Source organism: Tabrizicola sp. (assembly GCF_041911175.1).
Classification (GTDB): domain Bacteria; phylum Pseudomonadota; class Alphaproteobacteria; order Rhodobacterales; family Rhodobacteraceae; genus Tabrizicola.
The window spans coordinates 1-17,834 of sequence record NZ_JAYRPN010000141.1; the positions used below are offsets into that span (position 1 = coordinate 1).

General features: G+C 65.0%; 13 protein-coding genes and 1 pseudogene. 4 read left to right on the top strand and 10 right to left on the bottom strand.

Annotated features, from left to right (window positions below):
- Positions 1-164, bottom strand: a pseudogene (locus ACE3P6_RS19370) (two-component system response regulator); the annotation flags it as partial.
- 72 nt (positions 165-236) lie between these two features.
- Here ACE3P6_RS19370 and ACE3P6_RS19375 point away from each other — a divergent pair.
- Entirely contained in the window at positions 237-503 is a 267-nt protein-coding gene (locus ACE3P6_RS19375; RefSeq protein WP_374398072.1) for a hypothetical protein, read from the top strand.
- Between the two features lie 123 nt (positions 504-626).
- Here ACE3P6_RS19375 and ACE3P6_RS19380 read toward each other — a convergent pair whose 3' ends face one another.
- The 4 genes from ACE3P6_RS19380 to ACE3P6_RS19395 form a co-directional block, all read right to left on the bottom strand.
- Positions 627-2,711, bottom strand: coding sequence for an MFS transporter (locus ACE3P6_RS19380; RefSeq protein ID WP_374398073.1), 2,085 nt, complete (start codon positions 2,709-2,711; stop codon positions 627-629).
- Between the two features lie 201 nt (positions 2,712-2,912).
- A complete protein-coding gene (locus ACE3P6_RS19385; RefSeq protein WP_374398074.1) occupies positions 2,913-3,575 on the bottom strand; it encodes an adenylate kinase in 663 nt (220 codons plus the stop codon).
- A 5-nt stretch (positions 3,576-3,580) separates the two neighbouring features.
- The gene (gene acs / locus ACE3P6_RS19390; RefSeq protein ID WP_374398075.1) at positions 3,581-5,539 is read right to left on the bottom strand and encodes an acetate--CoA ligase; all 1,959 of its coding nucleotides are present in this window, start codon (positions 5,537-5,539) and stop codon (positions 3,581-3,583) included.
- Between the two features lie 288 nt (positions 5,540-5,827).
- Positions 5,828-7,477: a SulP family inorganic anion transporter gene (locus ACE3P6_RS19395; protein WP_374398076.1), complete on the bottom strand. Its 1,650-nt coding sequence runs from the start codon at positions 7,475-7,477 to the stop codon at positions 5,828-5,830.
- Positions 7,478-7,582: 105 nt separating this feature from the next.
- On the opposite strand from ACE3P6_RS19395, the gene ACE3P6_RS19400 reads away from it, so the two are divergent.
- Positions 7,583-8,074 carry a HugZ family protein gene (locus ACE3P6_RS19400; RefSeq protein WP_374398077.1) on the top strand — a complete coding sequence of 164 codons (492 nt, stop codon included), beginning with the start codon at positions 7,583-7,585 and terminating at the stop codon, positions 8,072-8,074.
- 49 nt (positions 8,075-8,123) lie between these two features.
- On the opposite strand, the gene ACE3P6_RS19405 is transcribed toward ACE3P6_RS19400, so the two are convergent.
- From ACE3P6_RS19405 to ACE3P6_RS19415, 3 genes are all read right to left on the bottom strand, one after another.
- Positions 8,124-10,412, bottom strand: coding sequence for a right-handed parallel beta-helix repeat-containing protein (locus tag ACE3P6_RS19405; protein ID WP_374398078.1), 2,289 nt, complete (start codon positions 10,410-10,412; stop codon positions 8,124-8,126).
- Between the two features lie 261 nt (positions 10,413-10,673).
- Positions 10,674-11,075, bottom strand: a complete 402-nt coding sequence (locus ACE3P6_RS19410; protein ID WP_374398079.1) for a DUF4864 domain-containing protein — start codon at positions 11,073-11,075, stop codon at positions 10,674-10,676.
- Between the two features lie 113 nt (positions 11,076-11,188).
- Positions 11,189-12,769, bottom strand: coding sequence for a lysine--tRNA ligase (locus tag ACE3P6_RS19415; protein WP_374398080.1), 1,581 nt, complete (start codon positions 12,767-12,769; stop codon positions 11,189-11,191).
- A 103-nt stretch (positions 12,770-12,872) separates the two neighbouring features.
- Between ACE3P6_RS19415 and ACE3P6_RS19420 the strand changes: the two genes are divergently transcribed.
- Positions 12,873-13,289: a tellurite resistance TerB family protein gene (locus ACE3P6_RS19420; protein WP_374398081.1), complete on the top strand. Its 417-nt coding sequence runs from the start codon at positions 12,873-12,875 to the stop codon at positions 13,287-13,289.
- 15 nt (positions 13,290-13,304) lie between these two features.
- Here ACE3P6_RS19420 and ACE3P6_RS19425 read toward each other — a convergent pair whose 3' ends face one another.
- Positions 13,305-14,921 carry a DUF4435 domain-containing protein gene (locus tag ACE3P6_RS19425; RefSeq protein WP_374398082.1) on the bottom strand — a complete coding sequence of 539 codons (1,617 nt, stop codon included), beginning with the start codon at positions 14,919-14,921 and terminating at the stop codon, positions 13,305-13,307.
- 416 nt (positions 14,922-15,337) lie between these two features.
- On the opposite strand from ACE3P6_RS19425, the gene ACE3P6_RS19430 reads away from it, so the two are divergent.
- The gene (locus ACE3P6_RS19430) at positions 15,338-16,900 is read left to right on the top strand and encodes a 2-isopropylmalate synthase (protein WP_374398083.1); all 1,563 of its coding nucleotides are present in this window, start codon (positions 15,338-15,340) and stop codon (positions 16,898-16,900) included.
- A gap of 117 nt (positions 16,901-17,017) precedes the next feature.
- Here the strand turns inward: ACE3P6_RS19430 and ACE3P6_RS19435 are convergent, their stop codons facing one another.
- Positions 17,018-17,776, bottom strand: a complete 759-nt coding sequence (locus ACE3P6_RS19435; protein WP_374398084.1) for an SDR family NAD(P)-dependent oxidoreductase — start codon at positions 17,774-17,776, stop codon at positions 17,018-17,020.
- Positions 17,777-17,834: the final 58 nt, after the last annotated feature.

Here is a 17,834-nt window from a genome sequence, read left to right on the forward strand (position 1 = left end):
AGCAGCACGAGGTCGGGCCGGGTTGCCCGGATGCGCGGCAGCGCCTCGGACCCGGTGGCCACCCGGTCATGCCCATAGCCCTCGCGCGTGATCAGGAATTCCAGCGCAATGGCGATGTTGTCCTCATCCTCGACCACCAGGACCCGGGGAAAGGCGGCGGTCATGCCGCACCGCCGATCTGGGGGCTTGTGCGCGCGGGCCTGATCGGGAAACTGACGCAAACGAAAGGACCCCCCATGATCGAGCTTATCCAGTCGCAGCTTCTGGACCCGCTCCGCATCGGCCTGATCGTGGGGCTGGTCGTCACCATGTTCCGCACCCGGGGCGCGACCGGCACGCTGGTCCCGCTGGCGGCGGGCGTGATCTTCGTCGCGGTGATCCTGCCGGTGACGCAGGGCGGGGCCAGCCTGACCCAGGCGGTCGCGGCGGGGATCCTGTCGAACCTGATCATCCTTGGCATCGTGCTAGCCCTTGCCATGATCATCCGGCGCCTGCGCAGCTGAGGCGAAAAAGCGGCGGGCCTTCGGAAAGACCCGCCAGTCTGCGCCCGGAGAAGCCCGACGGCTTGTCAGGAAGCAGCGCGGAAGGCCGGGCCGAGGCTTTCGCCCCGGCCCGGTTTCAGGCTCTTACCGATTGTCGTCGGCGAAGATGTCCTTCTTGTGGGTGCCATTCGGGACGAAGATCGTGCCGATGATCACCGTCATGACGGCCACCACGATCGCATACCACAGGCCTGAGTAGATGTTCCCGGCCTGGGCCGAGATCGCCAGCGCGGTCGCGGGCAGAAGGCCCCCGAACCAGCCGTTGCCGATGTGGTAGGGCAGCGACAGGCCCGAGTAGCGGATCCGCGTCGGGAAAAGCTCCACCAGCATCGCCGCGATCGGGCCGTAGACCATCGTCACCAGGATGATCAGGTAGGTCAGGATCAGGATGATGGTGATGTTCTGCCCGGTGAAGATGTCGCCGAACGAGCCGACCTTCGCGATGGTGGCGTTGTCCGCCGCCACGATCGGATAGCCGATGGCGGCCAGGGCGTCGTTCACCTGCTTCTCGAAGGCGCCCTTGACGCCGTTCTCCTTGGCCAGCGCAGCGGTGGCCGCGTCGAACTTGGCCAGGGCGTCGGCCGGAACCGCCGCACGGGCCGCATCCGCCGCCGCCTGGGCCGCCGGGACCGCAGCGTTGGCCGCGTCGAGCGCGGTCTGCGCCGTGGCCTTGGCCGCATCGTCCGCCGCCGCTTTCAGCGCCTTGTCGGCATCGGCCACAGCCGTCTTCGCCGCACCCAGCGCCTTGTCGGCATCGCTCATCGCGGTCATCAGGCCTGCGTCGATCCCGCCCTTGGCTTCCTCCAGCGCGGCTTTCGCGGCGTCGATGGCCGCCGTGTTCGCCGAACCGTCATAGGCGGCGATTTCCGTGTCGCCGATCTTGACCGAGGCCACGGTGCCCGCCGCCGCATCGACGGTCGACGAGTTGACCGAGGACTTGAGCAGGAGCGCCTTCAGGATGTCGCAGCTCTTGGTGAACTTCGCGGTGCCGACCGGGTTGAACTGGAACGAGCAGTCCGCCGGATCGGCCGTCACCACGACTTCATGCTCCTGCGCGGCATGCAGCATCGGGTTCGCGGTCGCGGTCAGGAACTTGAACACCGGGAAGTAGGTGATCGCCGCGATCAGGCAGCCGGCCAGGATGATCGGCTTGCGACCGATGCGGTCCGACAGGCGGCCGAAGAAGATGAACCCGTAGGTGCCGAGGATCAGCGAGGCCGCCACGAAGACGTTCGAGGTGAAGGCGTCGACCTTGATCACCGACTGCAGGAAGAAGAGGGCATAGAACTGGCCCGAGTACCACACCACGGCCTGTCCGGCGGTCAGGCCCAGAAGGGCGATGACGGCGAACTTGGCGTTCTTCCACTGGCCGAAGGCTTCGCGCAGCGGCGCTTTCGAGGCCGAACCCTCTTCCTTCATCTTCTTGAAGGCGGGGGATTCGTTCATCTGCAGCCGGATATACAGCGAGATCGCCAGCAGGAAGATCGAGCCGAGGAACGGAATCCGCCAGCCCCAGGCCTTCCAGGGTTCCAGCATCACGGCCACGCCCTTGGCGTCAAGCTGCGGGGTGCCGTCCAGGTTGAACTGGGCCACCGGCTCGTAGTTGCCGTTCACATAGGCGGTGAAGACCAGGATGATGACCAGCGACAGCAGAAGCCCCAGCGTCGCGGTGGTCTGGATGAAGGCCGTGAAGTAGCCGCGCTGGTTCGCCGGCGCGTGTTCGGCCACATAGACCGCGGCGCCGCCGTATTCCCCGCCAAGCGCCAGGCCCTGCAGCATCCGCAACCCGATCAGGATGACCGGCGCGGCGATGCCCCAGGACTGATAGCCGGGCAGCAGGCCCACGCAGAAGGTGGAAAGGCCCATGATCATGATGGTCATGAGGAAGGTGTATTTCCGACCGATCAGGTCGCCGAGCGAGCCGAAGACCAGCGCGCCGAAGGGACGCACCAGGAAGCCCGCCGCAAAGGCCAGAAGCGCGAAGATGTTGCGCGTGGCTTCCGGGAAGGGCGTGAAGAACTGCGCGCCGATGATCGCCGCGAGCGAGCCGTAAAGGTAGAAGTCGTACCACTCGAAGATGGTCCCTGCCGACGAGGCGAGGATGACTTTCCTCTCCTCCGCCGTCATCGGGCGCGATCTGTCGCGCACGTTGGTTGTGGTCGTAGCCATGCAATACCTCCTTGTGGCCTGACTCGGGTGAATCAGGCAGTCCCCGTCTGTTTCTGGCTTTGGGCCCGCCCGTCCCGGCAGGCCGTTGCTGTTGTCCATCCCTCCGGGGATGGCCTTCCTTGAAGGATCACGCCGTATGCGACCTTCCCCTCCCCTTCCGCTCCCGCCCGCCCCTCCTCATGGCGAGGGCGAGAGCCAATCTCATGCCGCGACGCGCCCGACGATCTCGGCCAGGCGGGCGCGGATGCCGGGGATGGACCCCATCGCCGGAACCCGTTCCAGGACCGAAAGCCGGTCGTAATGCGCGATCAGCGGGGCCGTCTGGGCGTGATAGGCGGCCAGCCTTTCGCGCACCGTCTCGGCATTGTCGTCGGCCCGGCGCTTGAAGCCGGTGCCGCCGCATTTGTCGCAGACCCCCGCCTGGGCGGGCAGCTTGAACGCGTCGTGATAGCCCTCGCCACAGGTGGCGCAGGTATAGCGGCCCGAGACGCGGGCGATCATCGCCTCGTCCTCGACCTCCAGGCTGATCGCCGCCGTCACGGATTGCCCGGCCTCGGCCAGCAGGGCATCCAGCGCCGCCGCCTGCCCCGCCGTGCGGGGAAAGCCGTCGAGGATGATGCCCTTGGCCACATCCGGCGCGGCCATCCGGTCCTTCAGGATCGCCAGCACGATGTCATCGCTGACCAGCTGTCCGGCCTCCATCACCGCCTTGGCGCGCTTTCCGGCCTCGGTCCCCGCAGCCACGGCGGCACGCAACAGGTCGCCGGTCGACAGCTGGACCAGACCGAAGTCTTCCTCCAGCATCCGGGCCTGCGTGCCCTTGCCTGCGCCGGGGGGGCCGAGAAGGATCAGGACGGGGCCCATGCGCCTCAGCCCCGGTTCATGCGGTTGGCGATCAGGTCGTCGACCACCGACGGATCGGCCAGCGTCGAGGTATCGCCCAAGGCGCCGAAGTCGTTCTCGGCGATCTTGCGCAGGATGCGGCGCATGATCTTGCCGGACCGGGTCTTCGGCAGGCCCGGCGCCCACTGGATCAGGTCGGGCTTGGCAATCGGGCCGATCTCGTTCCTGACCCAGCCTTCCAGCTTCTTGCGCAGGTCCTCGGTCGGCTCGACCCCCTTCATCAGGGTGACATAGGCATAGATGCCCTGGCCCTTGATGTCGTGCGGGTAGCCCACCACGGCGGCCTCGGCCACCGCCTCATGCGCGACCAGCGCGGATTCCACTTCCGCCGTACCCATCCGGTGCCCCGAGACGTTGATCACGTCATCCACGCGGCCGGTGATCCAGTAATAGCCGTCCGCATCGCGGCGGCAGCCGTCGCCGGTGAAGTAGTAGCCCTTGTACTGGCTGAAATAGGTCTCCTCGAACCGCTTGTGGTCGCCCCAGACGGTCCGCATCTGCCCCGGCCAGCTGTCGGCGAAGCACAGCACGCCCTCGGTCTCGGTCTCGGTCTGCACCTTGCCGGTCGCGGCATCCAGCACCTCGGGTTTCACCCCGAAGAAGGGCTTCGTCGCCGACCCCGGCTTGGTCGGGATCGCGCCGGGCAGCGGGGTCAGCATGTGGCCGCCGGTCTCGGTCTGCCAGAAGGTGTCGACGATCGGCAGCATGCCCTTGCCGACATGGGTGTCATACCAGGCCCAGGCCTCCGGGTTGATCGGCTCGCCCACCGAGCCCAGCACCTTCAGCGACGACAGGTCGTGCTTTTCCACCCACTCAGGCCCCAGCCCCATCAGCGACCGGATCGCGGTCGGCGCGGTGTAGAACTGCGTGACCTTGTGCTTGGCACAGACTTCCCAGAAACGGCCCGCATCGGGGAAGGTCGGCACGCCCTCGAACATCAGCGTCGTGGCACCATTCGCCAGCGGGCCATAGACGATGTAGCTGTGCCCGGTGACCCAGCCCACATCCGCCGTGCACCAGAAGACATCGCCGTCATGGTAGTCGAAGGTCAGCTGCTGCGTCATCGCGGCAAAGACCAGGTAGCCGCCGGTGGTATGCACCACGCCCTTCGGCTTGCCGGTCGAGCCACTGGTGTAAAGGATGAACATCGGGTCTTCCGCCCCGACCTCGACGTAAGGGCAATAGGGACGGGCCTCGGCCATTTCCGCCGTCAGGTCGAAATCGCGGCCCTGCACCCAGCTGGTCTGGTCGCCGGTGCGCTTGACCACCAGCACCTTCACGTCATCGGAACAGTGCAGCAGCGCCTTGTCTGTGTTGTCCTTGAGCCCCGTCTTCTTGCCCGCCCGCGGCGCCCAGTCGGCGGTGATGACGATCTTCGCATCGCTGTCGTTCACCCGGTTCGCCAGGGCATCGGGCGAGAAGCCGCCGAAGACGATGGAATGGATCGCCCCGATCCGGGTGCAGGCCAGCATCGCATAGGCGGCCTCGGGGATCATCGGCATGTAAAGGACGACCCGGTCGCCCTTCTGCACGCCATGCGCCTTCAGCACGTTGGCCAGGCGACAGGTCTGCTCCAGCAGTTCCCGGTAGGTGATGTGCTTGGCCGGGGTCTTCGGATCGTCCGGCTCCCAGATGATCGCGGTCTGGTCGGCGCGGGTCAGCATGTGGCGGTCGATGCAGTTGGCGGAGACGTTCAGGTGCCCGTCCTCGAACCACTTGATCGAGACATTGCCCATCTGGAACGAGGTGTTCTTCACGCGGGTATAGGGCTTGATCCAGTCCAGTCGCAGCCCTTCCTCGCCCCAGAACGCCTCGGGGTCGGCCACCGAAGCAGCATAGCGCTTGGCATAGCTTTCCGCATCGACATGCGCGGCGGCGGCAAACGCCGCAGAGGGCGGATGGATCGACTTGGCGGCTTCGCTCATTCTCTTCTCCCCTTGGAAGGCGGCAGCCTTCCGCGACTGACGGTGACTGGCCAGGAAACCTCTTCCTGATGGCAGAGTAGCACTTCGTAAAGATTTTCGTAACCCCATATTTTTCATCAATAATTCTGTAAATTTCTTCACTGTCATGAAGTCAATTCTGCAAATATGTGAAAATTGTGGCGCCCAAGTGCTTGCTTTTTCGGCCCGTTACCGCTCACGCCGCCGTGAGCGGCAGGCAGGAAGGGTCGCAGCACGCCCGGAAGACCGGGAAAGGCTGCGCTGCCGGGATCAGCGTGATTCGCCGCCGGGTTGTGCGTCCAGCACCGCATCGACGGCGGCGAGATCAGGCAGGAAGCGCACCTCCGGCTCGTCCAGCCCCTGCGCCTGCAACTGCCGCCTGAGCGCGGGCCTGAGCCCGACAAGGTAGAGCCGCCCGCCCCGCTTGGCCACCCGCGCGGCCATCCGGTGAAACCCGCGCGCGCCGGAGCTGTCGATCAGCGGCACCCCCGACATTTCCAAGACCAGCGCCCGCGGCGCCTCGGCGATCCGGTCCAGCACGCCCCCCAGTTGCGCGGCGGCACCGAAGAAATACGGCCCCTCCAGATGATAGACCATGCGGTCGGCGCGGGGCGTGTCGATATGCTCTTCCCGGGGCCGCATCGCGGCGCTTTCCGACATGCGCTTGATGAAGACGAGGCCCGCCAGCGCGAAGCCCATCACGATGCCTTCGGTCAGGTCGCGGAAGACCACCAGCAGGAAGGTCACGCTGACCACCAGCGCATCTCCACGGGTCGACCGCAGAAGGGCTGCAAACTCCTGCCGTTCCGCCATGCCCCAGGCGACGACGCCCAGTACGCCCGCCAGCGCGGCGAGCGGGATGTAGGCGGCCAGGGGCGCGGCAACCATCAGGAAGGCCAAGAGGAACAGCGCATGCAGCATGCCGGAGACCGGCCCCTTGCTTCCCGCCCGCACATTGGTCGCAGTACGCGCGATGGTGCCGGTCACGCAGAACCCGCCAAAAAGCCCCGAGCCGATGTTCGCCACCCCCTGCGCCACCAGTTCGGCATTCGAGCGATGCCGCGCGCCCGACATCCCGTCGGCGACCACGGCGGACAGCAGGGATTCGATGGCACCAAGGAGCGCGAAACTCCCCGCCCAAGGCAGCGCCTCGCGCCACATCGACAGGTCCGGCAGCGCGGGTGCGGGCAGCAGGTGCGGCAGGTCGCCGAAGCGCGTGCCGATGGTGGCGACCGGCAGTCCCAGCGCCCAGACCACCACCGAGGCCAGCGCGACGGCGATCAGCATCCCCGGCCAGTGCGGCCTTATCCTCCGCAGTCCCAGGATCACCCCCGCCGTCAGAGCCGTCACCCCGACCGCGCCCCAGGTCACACTCCCCCGCGCCGCCCACAAGGCCTGAACCTTGGCGATGAACTCGCCCGGCTCCGCGCCCGGAAGCGTCAGCCCGAACATCTCGCGCAGCTGGCTGGCGAAGATGATCACCGCGATCCCGGCGGTGAAACCCACCGTCACCGGATAGGGGATATAGCGGATGTAGGTCCCAAGGCGCAGCGCCCCCGCCCCGATCAGGATCACCCCCGACAGGATCGTCGCCAGGATCAGCCCCTGCACCCCCGTCGCCGTCACGCAGGCCGCGACCAGCACGATGAAGGCCCCCGCAGGCCCGCCGATCTGGTAGCGCGAGCCCCCCAAAGCGCTGACCAGGAACCCGCCGACGATGGCGGTGAAGAGCCCCCGCTCGGGCCCCACCCCGCTGGCGATGGCGATGGCCATCGACAGGGGCAGGGCCACGATGGCCACGGTCAGCCCCGCCAGCGCATCGGCGCGCACCTGCGAAAGCCCATAGCCCTCGCGCCAGACGGTCCAGAGCTTCGGCAGGAAGTCGGTCGGGCCATTGTGGCCCCGCGCGGTGTCGGTCATGATGGCGTCCAGGCCAGGGGAACGGCCAGTAATCGCTGGCAGGTCGGCAGGAATGCGGCCAGATGACCCCCGAGCCGCCCCCCTGTCAACTGCTTCCGGTATGCCATGTCCGACCGCCCCGCCCGCCCCGATCCCGTCCAGCCCGCCACTGACGACGCGCTGGCAATTGTCCACCAGCTCCTCTCGCTGGGCCACGCCGCCCTCGCCTGGACCGACCCCGACACCGGCACCCCCGGCATCAGCCGCATCGCCTTCGCCCGCGACCCCGAGGCGGGCCTCCTGACCCTAGTCTCCGGCCTCGCCCCCCACTTCCGCGCCCTGCGGACCAATCCCGACTGCGCCCTGATGCTGGGCGAGGCGGGCGAAAAGGGCGACCCGCTGACCCACCCCCGCCTGATGATCCGGGCGCAGGCCAGCTTCATCGCCAAGGACGACCCCGCCCGCCCAGGCATCCGCAGCCGCTGGCTGGAGCGGAACCCCAAGGCCACCGTCTACATCGACCTGCCGGATTTCGCCTTCGTCCGCCTGACCCCCAGCTCCGCCCTCCTGAACGGCGGCTTCGCCCGCGCCTTCCACGTCCAGCCCGGCGACCTGTGAAAAGGGGCGGCCCCGAAGGACCGCCCCCAACCTCACCACTGCATCAGGATCAGGCCGGCACGTCCATCCGCATCGTGACCAGTGCCTTGCCCTTCACCGCCTCGCCCCAGCGGACCTGCGCCTCGTTGCCGCCCGCCCCGCTGCCCGGCAGCGAATAGGGGAACACATAACGCGCCGCATTGGCCGCCGTGCTGATCATCCCCTCCGGCGCCACCGCCTCGACCATGCGGATGCGCCCGCCAAAGGGCACGAACCCGCCCGCGCTGACGTTCCAGGTCTCGGCCGCCGTGTTCTGCGTATGCATCACCTGCACCGGGTTGATGATCCACTGGCTCACGTTGTTGAAGCTGTTGCCCTCGACCCGCACATTGCGCGCCTTGCTGAAATCCAGCGTGGCAAAGCTGGTGTCCACCATGTCCACCCGGTCCACGATGTTGCCAAAACAACGGAAGCTGTTCCCCGTGATCGACAACCCGCTGAAGAAATGCCCCGACCCGTAGGGCTTCACCACGATCCAGCGGAAGGCGGTGGCCGTGTCCGAGGCGATGAACACGTTGCCGACGATGTTCAGCCCCCCGAACGAGAACTCGCCGTTCTCCTGCGGTTCCGAGTCATGCTCGTTGCCCCATTCGATGAAGCAGTTGTCGACATAGTTGCCCGTCACCACGGTCGAGACGTTGGTCTGCGTGAAGACCAGACCCGCGCGCCGCACACCCGCCGTCGTGTTGTCGCCCTGGAAGAAGTGGTTGGCGTGGATCAGGTGGCCGGTCCCGTTCATCACCGCGAAATGCGCGAAGCGCACGATCCGGTTGTTGCGCAGCTTGGTGTCGTTCGCCTGCACGTTCATCGCGATGGTGGTGCGGTCGACCGCCGCGACCGACTGTTCGTTCGACAGGAACTGGCACATGTCGACGAACATGCCCTGGCACCCCGACCCGGCCGAGCTGATCCCCCGGTCCAGCGGCCGGTTGAAGGTGCAGGACATGAAGCGCTGGGTATTGCCCGCCATCGGCAGCAGCACGCCCGACCCGATCCCGAGGCAGTTGAATTCGATATCCTCCAGCTCGAAGCGCGACAGAAGGCCGAAGCCGCTGAAATCCAGCAGGTATTTGAAGCGCCGGAAGGTATAGTTCCGCACCCCCACCGCCGCATACAGCGGCTGGCTGATCGTCACCGTCCCCGCGCCGATGTTGGTCGCGGTGACATAGACCTCGCGCCCGACGCCCGTCCCGATCACCAGCGAGCCGACCTTGATGTTCGCCACATTCGCCACCCCGGTCAGCGTGGTGTTGGCCGAGGCCGAATAGGTCGCGACCGAGGTCACGTCCTCGGTCGTCCAGCCCGGCCCCGCCACCGCGTTCAGCGACCCGTTCCGCACCACCCGGCGGCTGGAGAAACTGGTGATCCCGGCTAGGGCAGCGACATCAATCGGCTCGGGAATGTCGACCCGGCGGCCCGACAGGTCCAGTGTGACATAGTCGGTAAAGAAGAACAGCGCCTGCAAGGCCCGCCTGAACCCCTCCAGCTCCGACCCGAAGGCCTGGCCATAGGTGTCCAGATCGAAGTTCCGCGTCAGGGTCAGCTTGCGGTTCGCGGGCATCGACAAGGTGCCCTCGAACCGGATGCGGCTGTTGATCGTCACGTCGCTCGTCAGCCGGAACACCCCCGACGGCACCAGGATTTCCCGCCCCTGTGCAGCGGCATCGGCGGCGAGGAAGGCCGCCGCATCATTGGTCGACCCGTTGCCCAGGGCGCCAAAGTCGCGCACGTCGACCCAGTCCATCAGCTTGCGGATGAAGATGTTGGTCACATCCTCGACCACGATATCGTCGATCCTGACCACGCCGCCGTTCGCCCCGGTCAGGTCCAGCCCGACATGGGCATAGACGGATTGCAGCGACCAGGGCAGGTCCACCCCGGTCCGGCTGGCGGGCGAGATGATCGCGCTCACCGTCACCACCTGGCCGTAAGCGGTCAGCGTGACCGCTGGCCCGGTCTGCGGCAGGCCCGCCACGTTTGCCCCGCTGACATCCCCCGCCCAGGCCGCGATGCGCACCGAGGGCAGGTTCCCCGACACTGCCTTCACCCGCGCCGTGACGCGCAGGTAAAGCCCCGGCTGCACCGGCGTCTGCGCGAAACTGCGCAGCTTCTGCGTGGCTTCCGTCTTCTGCAGCTCCAGGCAGCCCGCGAAGTCCTGGTCATTCGTGACCAGCGCCGCGTTCGGCTGGCCCTGGTAGGACCCCGACCCCGGCACCCCGTCCTCGCGCGACCAGAGGTTCAGCCCTGCCGAGAACGGCGGCGGCATCAGGACCAGCCCGTCGGTGATAGCCTTGTTCATCTTCGATTTCCCTCGCCTCGCTTCGCGTCCCTGTCCCGGAGAGGTGCGCCGGAAACTCCGACAAACCGCGCCGTCATCGGGCAAAGGGGGTAGCAAGCAAGGTTTAACCGGGGGTCATGCCTCCGCACGGAGCAGGGTCGGCTTGCGCAACGGACGAGCCGCGTGACGGAAACAGGGCAGGGTGGACGCCCACCCACCGTTCGCAGGGACCTGATGGGATTGCACCCACCCTCCGCCCGGCCCTGAAAGCGCTCCTGCCCGTCACGCCCCGACATCCGGCGCAGGCAATATCTGCACCGCATTGATCTGCCAGCCCTCCGCCGTCTCGACCATCATGTAGTCCAGATACCAGCCCGCCCCGGCCTGATCGGTGATCCTGACCCGCTGCCACAGGGCCCCCGCCACCTCGCGCAGCTCCATCATCTGCACCTCCGCCGGCCGGTAGACCATCGGATAGCCCTGCTTCACCATCGCCCCGAAATTCTCGGGCGTGCCGAACATGCCCTTGATCGTCGGGCTGGCAAAGGTGAAGGCCCGGGCGAAATCATCGGCCCGGAAGGCCTCGATCTGGCTCTGGATGGTGTTCCGTATCGGCTCTTCCTGCGCGGCGGCAGGCAGGGACAGGACGGCGGCGAACAGCACGGCGTAAACAGCATTGCGCATGGCAATCGCTCCTTGTGAAGCGTCCCCTCGCGAAACGACCTAGACCGCCCGGGCGGAAGTCAACCGCCCCGCCCCGCAAAGCCGCGTGGGCGCCAGCCTCGCCGCCCCCTGCGTCAGCCCGCCAGCTCGCCCCTCAGCGCCCGCTCCATCAGCGCCACCGTCTCGTCCACCCCATAAAGCGCGATGAACCCGCCGAAGCGCGGGCCATCCGACGCCCCCAGCAGCACCTCGTACAAAGCCTTGAACCAGTCCCTCAGCGGCTCGAACTCATGCTCCTTGCCCACCGCAAAGACCATCGACTGCAAGGCCTCGTCGTCCAGCCCCCCGTCCCACAGCTTCAGCCGTGCGACAAGATCCTCCATCGCCGCCCGCTCCTTCGCGTCCGGCAGACGGAACACCCGCGTCGGCGCGATCCGGTCCGCGAAGTAGCGCACCGCAAACCCCGCCGCCGCATCCAGATCGGGGTTCCCCTCCGGCGACGCCTCCGGAGCATAGCGCCGGATGAACTTCCACAGCGCCTCGGCATCCTTCGCCCCGGCCACCGAGGCCAGGTTCAGCAGCATCCCGAACGACACCACCATCTTCGACTCGGGCGGCTTCCCCCCGTGGATATGCCAGACCGGGTTGTTCACCTGCCCCGCCACGTCCTGCGTCGGATAGGCCTTCAACTGCTGGTGATACTCGTCCACCGCCCGCGGGATCACGTCGAAATGCATCCGCTTCGCCGTCTTCGGCTTCTGGTACATGAAATACGACAGGCTCTCCGTCGCCGCATAGGTCAGCCATTCGTCGATGGTCAGCCCGTTCCCCTTCGACTTGCTGATCTTCTGCCCATGCTCGTCCAGGAACAGCTCATAGCTGAAATGGTTCGGCTTCCGCCCCCCCAGGACCTCACAAATCCCGTCATAGATCGGCGTATTGGTGGAATGGTCCTTCCCGTACATCTCGAAGTCCACATCCAAGGCCGCCCAGCGCGCCCCGAAATCCGGCTTCCACTGCAACTTCACATGCCCGCCCGTGACCGGCAGCGTCCACTCCCGCCCGTCCTCGTCGTCGAAGGTGATCGTCGCATCCTTCGCATTGACCTCCTTCATCGGCACATACAGCACACGGCCACTCTCCGGGTGGATCGGCAGGAAGCAGGAATAGGTCTGCTGCCGCTCCTCCCGCAGCGAAGCCAGCATGATCGCCATGATCGCATCATACCGCTCGGCGCACAGCCGCAGGGTCGCATCGAACCGGCCCGACTTGTAGAACTCCGTCGCCGAGATGAACTCGTACTCGAAGCCGAACGTATCCAGGAACCGCCGCAGCATCGCGTTGTTGTGGTGGCCGAAGCTCTCGTACTCGCCATAGGGGTCCGGCACCGAGGTCAACGGCAGCTGCATATGCCCCCGCAACATCTCCTGCTGCGGCACGTTCTCCGGCACCTTCCGCATCCCGTCCACGTCGTCGGAAAAACAGATCAGCCGCGTCGGGATGTCCGAGATGATCTCGAACGCCCGCCGGATCATCGTCGTCCGCGCCACTTCCCCGAAGGTCCCGATATGCGGCAACCCCGACGGCCCGTAACCCGTCTCGAACAGCACATAGCCCTTGGCCGGGTCCTTCCCGCCATAGCGTTTCAGCACCGCGCGGGCCTCTTCGAATGGCCAGGCCTTCGACGCCATCGCCGCATCGCGCAACGCACTCATCGCTTCTCTCCTGAAACGCCGGGCCCACGCCCCGCGCCCGTCCTCTATTGCCCCCCCTGCCTCCCGTCAATAATCTCCCCCCCAAACCCTTGAAGGACCAGCCATGCCCGAATCCGGAATGTCACCCCAGGACGCCCTCGTCGCCGTCATGGTCGCCTGCTCCGCCTCGGACGAGAACATGCGCACCGCCGAACTGGTGGCGATCACCCGCATGGTCAACCACATGCCCGCCTTCGCCACCTACGACCCCGACCGCATCCGCCGCGTCAGCCGCATCGTCTTCGACCTGTTCGAGGAGGAAGACGGCCTCGACGCCCTCTTCGGCCTGATCCGCAACGCCCTGCCCGAGCGCCTGTACGAGACCGCCTATGCGCTCGCCTGCGACGTGGTCACGGCGGACGGGCGGCACTCCCAGGTCGAGCTGCGGATGCTGGAGGAGGTGCGGGACGAGCTGAAGATCGACCGCCTCCACGCCGCGGCGATCGAGTGGGGGGCGAGGGTGCGGCATATGGGGGTGTGACCGCTTCAAATTCCATTATTTGGCTATCAATGCCGGTAGCACGCTTTGGACTGCGGACCTAAGTCCTACATTCTTTGGGTCCCGCAGCGATCTTGATATCCAATCCTCAAATGCACTCTTTGATAGACCCTTGACCTTCCTAGCTACAACATTCAGAAGCGCCTTGTTGTCGTAATAGCGAAGGAACGTAGTGCTGTCGTCCTTCTGCATTGCGTCAGAGATATTCTCCATCACACCTCGAACAATGGCTTCGACGTCAATCTGTGATACTTCAGAAAGGAAAGCCTCCTTAAGTTGACCTGATGTTTTGAACGATCTCAGATCAATGGATTTAAGGGCTCTGTCAATTCGTCTCTGACAGTGGCGAACAGCTACGCTTTCCAGCGCATCCTGGGCACTCGCCAGCGCAAACATTTCCCTCCTCAACTCATAGTGCTTTGACACTCGCTCATCCGCATCAAAGCTTTCCATTTCAAGCATAGCCTCCACGACTTGCGGAAGCAGAAAAAGATTCTCTATTTCGCAAACCGGGAGAACTGCCACTCCAAGAAAATCAAGAGCGCGTATTTCGTCCTCATTGTGATCATCTGCGTCCACAGCACCAGCACATGTCACTCTCGTGAGAGCGGAGTTCGCCCTCATTGTAGCCACCGAATGGATAACATCAGCGGCATTTCCTCTCGGGATCACAGTCCAACTTGGATAACAGGCGCGATAAACTGCTAGATCGAGACTACTGTCAGTGCCCTCAACGAATAGAATAGGCTTCCGACTTCCGAGAATTAGCGTTGAAACTTCTTCGCTAAAACCCGTGCCGTCTGGCACTTCCTCAACTTCCCAATTGGATGGCGCCATGTACTTTTTAATTACATACTTTCGTCCAGGACGAGAAGCAGCAAACTCGAGATCATGGGTGATCACTAGGAAAGCGCAATCCGGGCGAGCGGCTTCAACCTCATCCCAGAGACTTCCGAGAATTGACCGATGCATGTGCAATTCGGGCTCGTCAAATATCAGAACAACGTTCGGCATGGCAACAAGAACCTGACCAATCAGGTAGAACGCAGATCGCTCTCCATCGCTCATTTCAGAACCATCGAATTGGTTCTGATTTGCGTCAAGACATCTTATTCCATCTCCAGTAACGTATAATTTTCTATGCGGAAATATTCCATCCCAGATCCGACTTAGTTTTTGAAAGTATGTTTCCTCTAGTTCGCTAATTTTATTTGCATGGACTGCGTAGTGGGTTCTTAGGGCAACATTGGATTGGTTGGCAAACAGAAGTTGCAACAGATAGTCGTAGTCATTTAGTAGGTTTGTAGACGATTTTGAACCCCACCTCTGACTCGCACGATAGTTAGTTTCGGCGCCAGGCTTCACCTCCGGGTAACCTGTCAACAGACCCTTCTGCGCCTTCTCTTCAGAGATCTTCGCAACAGCAGGATTTAAGTTGAGGGACCTGTGCGCAGAAATGCGATGGGCATTCAAGCCCAGTCTCTCCTCCGCATACGCTGAAAGGCGTGTCTTTCCGCTACCGTTTGCCCCGACGAGAAAAGTCGTAGTTCCAGCATCAAGACTAATGCTAACCGGAGTCGTATCGAAGTTTGGAACGGAAAGAATGTTGGCCAAATTTGCACTCCGCTTACAGATGAACCAGAACTTGATGGCCTAGCACTGCCTCTTTAGCAAGCAGCTCCAGTACGAATGAGAACAAGGGGCCATTAACCACCCCCTTAACAAACCCTTACCGTCCACACCCCTTCCCCAGCAAAATCAACCCCTTACCCCCATCCGTCCACCGTGGACACTCCCCCGGAGTCCCTCCCGGCCCCCGCCCCGCACAAACCCCCTTCCCTTCCCCGATTTCCCCCGTATAGTCGCGCCCCATGACCAGGGGCCATCATATCCACTCCCCCGGGGCCGCACCGCGCCCCACGACCGCCCGCGGTCTCCTCCTTCTTAGCTGCCTCTGAGCGTGCCCCCGGGCGCGACCGCTCAGAGGTGACCAGCGCCGACCACGCCAGCTAAGGAAACAGGACCGCATCATGACCCAGAACAAAGTCGTCATCTTCGACACCACGCTCCGCGACGGCGAGCAAAGCCCCGGCGCGACCATGACCCATGAGGAGAAGCTGGAGATCGCCTCCCTCCTCGACGAGATGGGGGTCGACATCATCGAGGCCGGCTTCCCCATCGCCAGCGAAGGCGACTTCGCCGCCGTCTCCGAGATCGCGAAGCGGGCGAAGACCTCCACCATCTGCGGCCTCGCCAGGGCCAACCAGAAGGACATCGACCGCTGCTGGGAGGCGGTGAAGCACGCCCGCAGCCCCCGCATCCACACCTTCATCGGCACCTCCCCCCTGCACCGCGCGATCCCGAACCTGGACATGGACCAGATGGCCGACCGCATCCACGAGACGGTGACCCACGCGAGGAACCTCTGCGACAACGTCCAGTGGTCCCCGATGGACGCGACCCGGACGGAACCCGACTACCTCTGCCGCGTGGTGGAGATCGCGATCAAGGCCGGGGCGACGACGATCAACATCCCCGATACCGTCGGCTACACCTACCCGATGGAATCGGCGAAGATCATCCGCATGCTGCTGGAGCGGGTGCCCGGCGCCGACCGGATCATCTTCGCCACCCACTGCCACAACGACCTCGGCATGGCGACCGCCAACGCCCTGGCTGCCGTGGAGGCTGGCGCCCGGCAGATCGAATGCACGATCAACGGCCTGGGTGAGCGCGCGGGCAACACCGCGCTGGAAGAGGTGGTGATGGCGATGCGGGTCAGGAACGACATCCTGCCCTTCCAGACCGGGATCGACACGACCAAGATCATGAACCTCTCCCGCCGCGTCAGCCAGGTCTCCGGCTTCCCGGTCCAGTTCAACAAGGCCATCGTCGGCAAGAACGCCTTCCTGCATGAGAGCGGTATCCACCAGGATGGTGTGTTGAAGAACGTCCAGACCTTCGAGATCATGCGGCCCGAAGATATCGGGCTGACGGCCAAGAACATCGCGATGGGCAAGCATTCGGGGCGCGCAGCACTCCGGGCCAAGCTGAAGGAACTCGGGTTCGAGCTGGCCGACAACCAGCTGAACGATGTCTTCGTCCGCTTCAAGGCGCTGGCCGACCGCAAGAAGGAAGTCTACGACGACGACCTGATCGCGCTGGTCACCGACGAGCAGACCAACGACGCCTACGAATACCTCCAGCTCAAGAAGCTGCGGGTCGTCTGCGGCACCGAAGGCCCGCAGGAGGCCGACATGATCCTCTCCGTCGACGGGGTCGACCACCACATCGACGCCACCGGCGACGGCCCGGTGGATGCAGCGTTCAACTGCGTGAAGATGCTCTTCCCGCACCAGGCGAACCTGCAGGTCTACCAGGTCCATGCCGTGACCGAGGGGACGGACGCGCAGGCCACGGTCAGCGTGCGGCTGGAGGAGGACGGGCGGATCGTGACCGGCTCGTCCGCCGATACCGACACCATCGTCGCCTCGACCCGGGCCTATATCAACGCGCTGAACCGGTTGATCATCCGCCGCCAGAAGACCGCGCCGGGCGAGGATGTGAAGACCGTCTCCTACCACGGCGAGTAAGGCAAGGACCCCGCTGTCCACGCAGGACAGCGGGGGACGACCCTTTGGAATCAAGGGCTTGGTCGTGGACGTTTACTGCGGCTTGACCGTGCCGGGGCGGGGCGACGGCCCCCAGGCTCACGCCCCCTTGATCTCCTGCAGTGTATTGCCGCCGTCCACCACCAGCATCGCCCCGGTGACATAGGACGCTTCGTCCGAGGCGAGGAAGAGGGCGCAGGCGGCTACCTCCTCGGGGCGACCGGGACGGCCCAGAGGCGTGGCCCTGCCCGCGCGCAGCTCACGCGGGCTGGCGCTGTCGGTGGCGATCCAGCCGGGCAGCACCGCGTTGCAGGTCACCCCGCTCGCGCCATATTCCACCGCGACGGTGCGGGTCAGCCCGGTGATCGCGGCCTTGGCGGCGGCATAGGGCGCCCCGCCGGAATAGGTCACGACCGGCCCGGTGACCGAGGCGATGTTGACGATCCGGCCCTGCCCGCGGGCTTCCATGCCGGCCAGGGCGGCGCGGCAGCAGTGGAAGGTGGTGTCCAGGTTGATCGCCATCTGGTGCGCCCAGGAGGCATCCGAAGTCCCGCCCAGCTTGCCGGGCTTCACCTTCCGGCCGCTTTGCACCATGCCCGCATTGTTCACCAGGATTTCGACCGGCCCCAGCGCCGCCTCCACCGCCGCGAAGAGGCCCGCAACCTGCGCCGGGTCGGTCAGGTCGGCGATTTCGGACAGGCAGCCAAGCTCTCGCCCCCGGTCATGGACGCGCGCCGAGGCGGAGGTCACCGCCACCCGCGCACCCCCGGCAACCAGCGCCCGGGCGATGGCAAAACCGATTCCCCCGGGGCTGCCCGCCCCCGTCACCAGCGCCACGCGCCCCGCCACGCCTGCCATCGCCGTTGCCCTCTCCAGATCGCCTTCAGGCTAGCATATCGCAATAGTGCAAGGATGC

What these genes read in the sequence shown, in the direction of transcription:
- ACE3P6_RS19375 (WP_374398072.1), top strand. Translation starts at nt 237, where the DNA reads ATGATCGAGCTTATCCAGTCGCAGCTTCTGGACCCGCTCCGCATCGGC.
- ACE3P6_RS19380 (WP_374398073.1), bottom strand. Translation starts at nt 2,711, where the DNA reads ATGGCTACGACCACAACCAACGTGCGCGACAGATCGCGCCCGATGACG.
- ACE3P6_RS19385 (WP_374398074.1), bottom strand. Translation starts at nt 3,575, where the DNA reads ATGGGCCCCGTCCTGATCCTTCTCGGCCCCCCCGGCGCAGGCAAGGGC.
- acs (WP_374398075.1), bottom strand. Translation starts at nt 5,539, where the DNA reads ATGAGCGAAGCCGCCAAGTCGATCCATCCGCCCTCTGCGGCGTTTGCC.
- ACE3P6_RS19395 (WP_374398076.1), bottom strand. Translation starts at nt 7,477, where the DNA reads ATGACCGACACCGCGCGGGGCCACAATGGCCCGACCGACTTCCTGCCG.
- ACE3P6_RS19400 (WP_374398077.1), top strand. Translation starts at nt 7,583, where the DNA reads ATGTCCGACCGCCCCGCCCGCCCCGATCCCGTCCAGCCCGCCACTGAC.
- ACE3P6_RS19405 (WP_374398078.1), bottom strand. Translation starts at nt 10,412, where the DNA reads ATGAACAAGGCTATCACCGACGGGCTGGTCCTGATGCCGCCGCCGTTC.
- ACE3P6_RS19410 (WP_374398079.1), bottom strand. Translation starts at nt 11,075, where the DNA reads ATGCGCAATGCTGTTTACGCCGTGCTGTTCGCCGCCGTCCTGTCCCTG.
- ACE3P6_RS19415 (WP_374398080.1), bottom strand. Translation starts at nt 12,769, where the DNA reads ATGAGTGCGTTGCGCGATGCGGCGATGGCGTCGAAGGCCTGGCCATTC.
- ACE3P6_RS19420 (WP_374398081.1), top strand. Translation starts at nt 12,873, where the DNA reads ATGCCCGAATCCGGAATGTCACCCCAGGACGCCCTCGTCGCCGTCATG.
- ACE3P6_RS19430 (WP_374398083.1), top strand. Translation starts at nt 15,338, where the DNA reads ATGACCCAGAACAAAGTCGTCATCTTCGACACCACGCTCCGCGACGGC.
- ACE3P6_RS19435 (WP_374398084.1), bottom strand. Translation starts at nt 17,776, where the DNA reads ATGGCAGGCGTGGCGGGGCGCGTGGCGCTGGTGACGGGGGCGGGCAGC.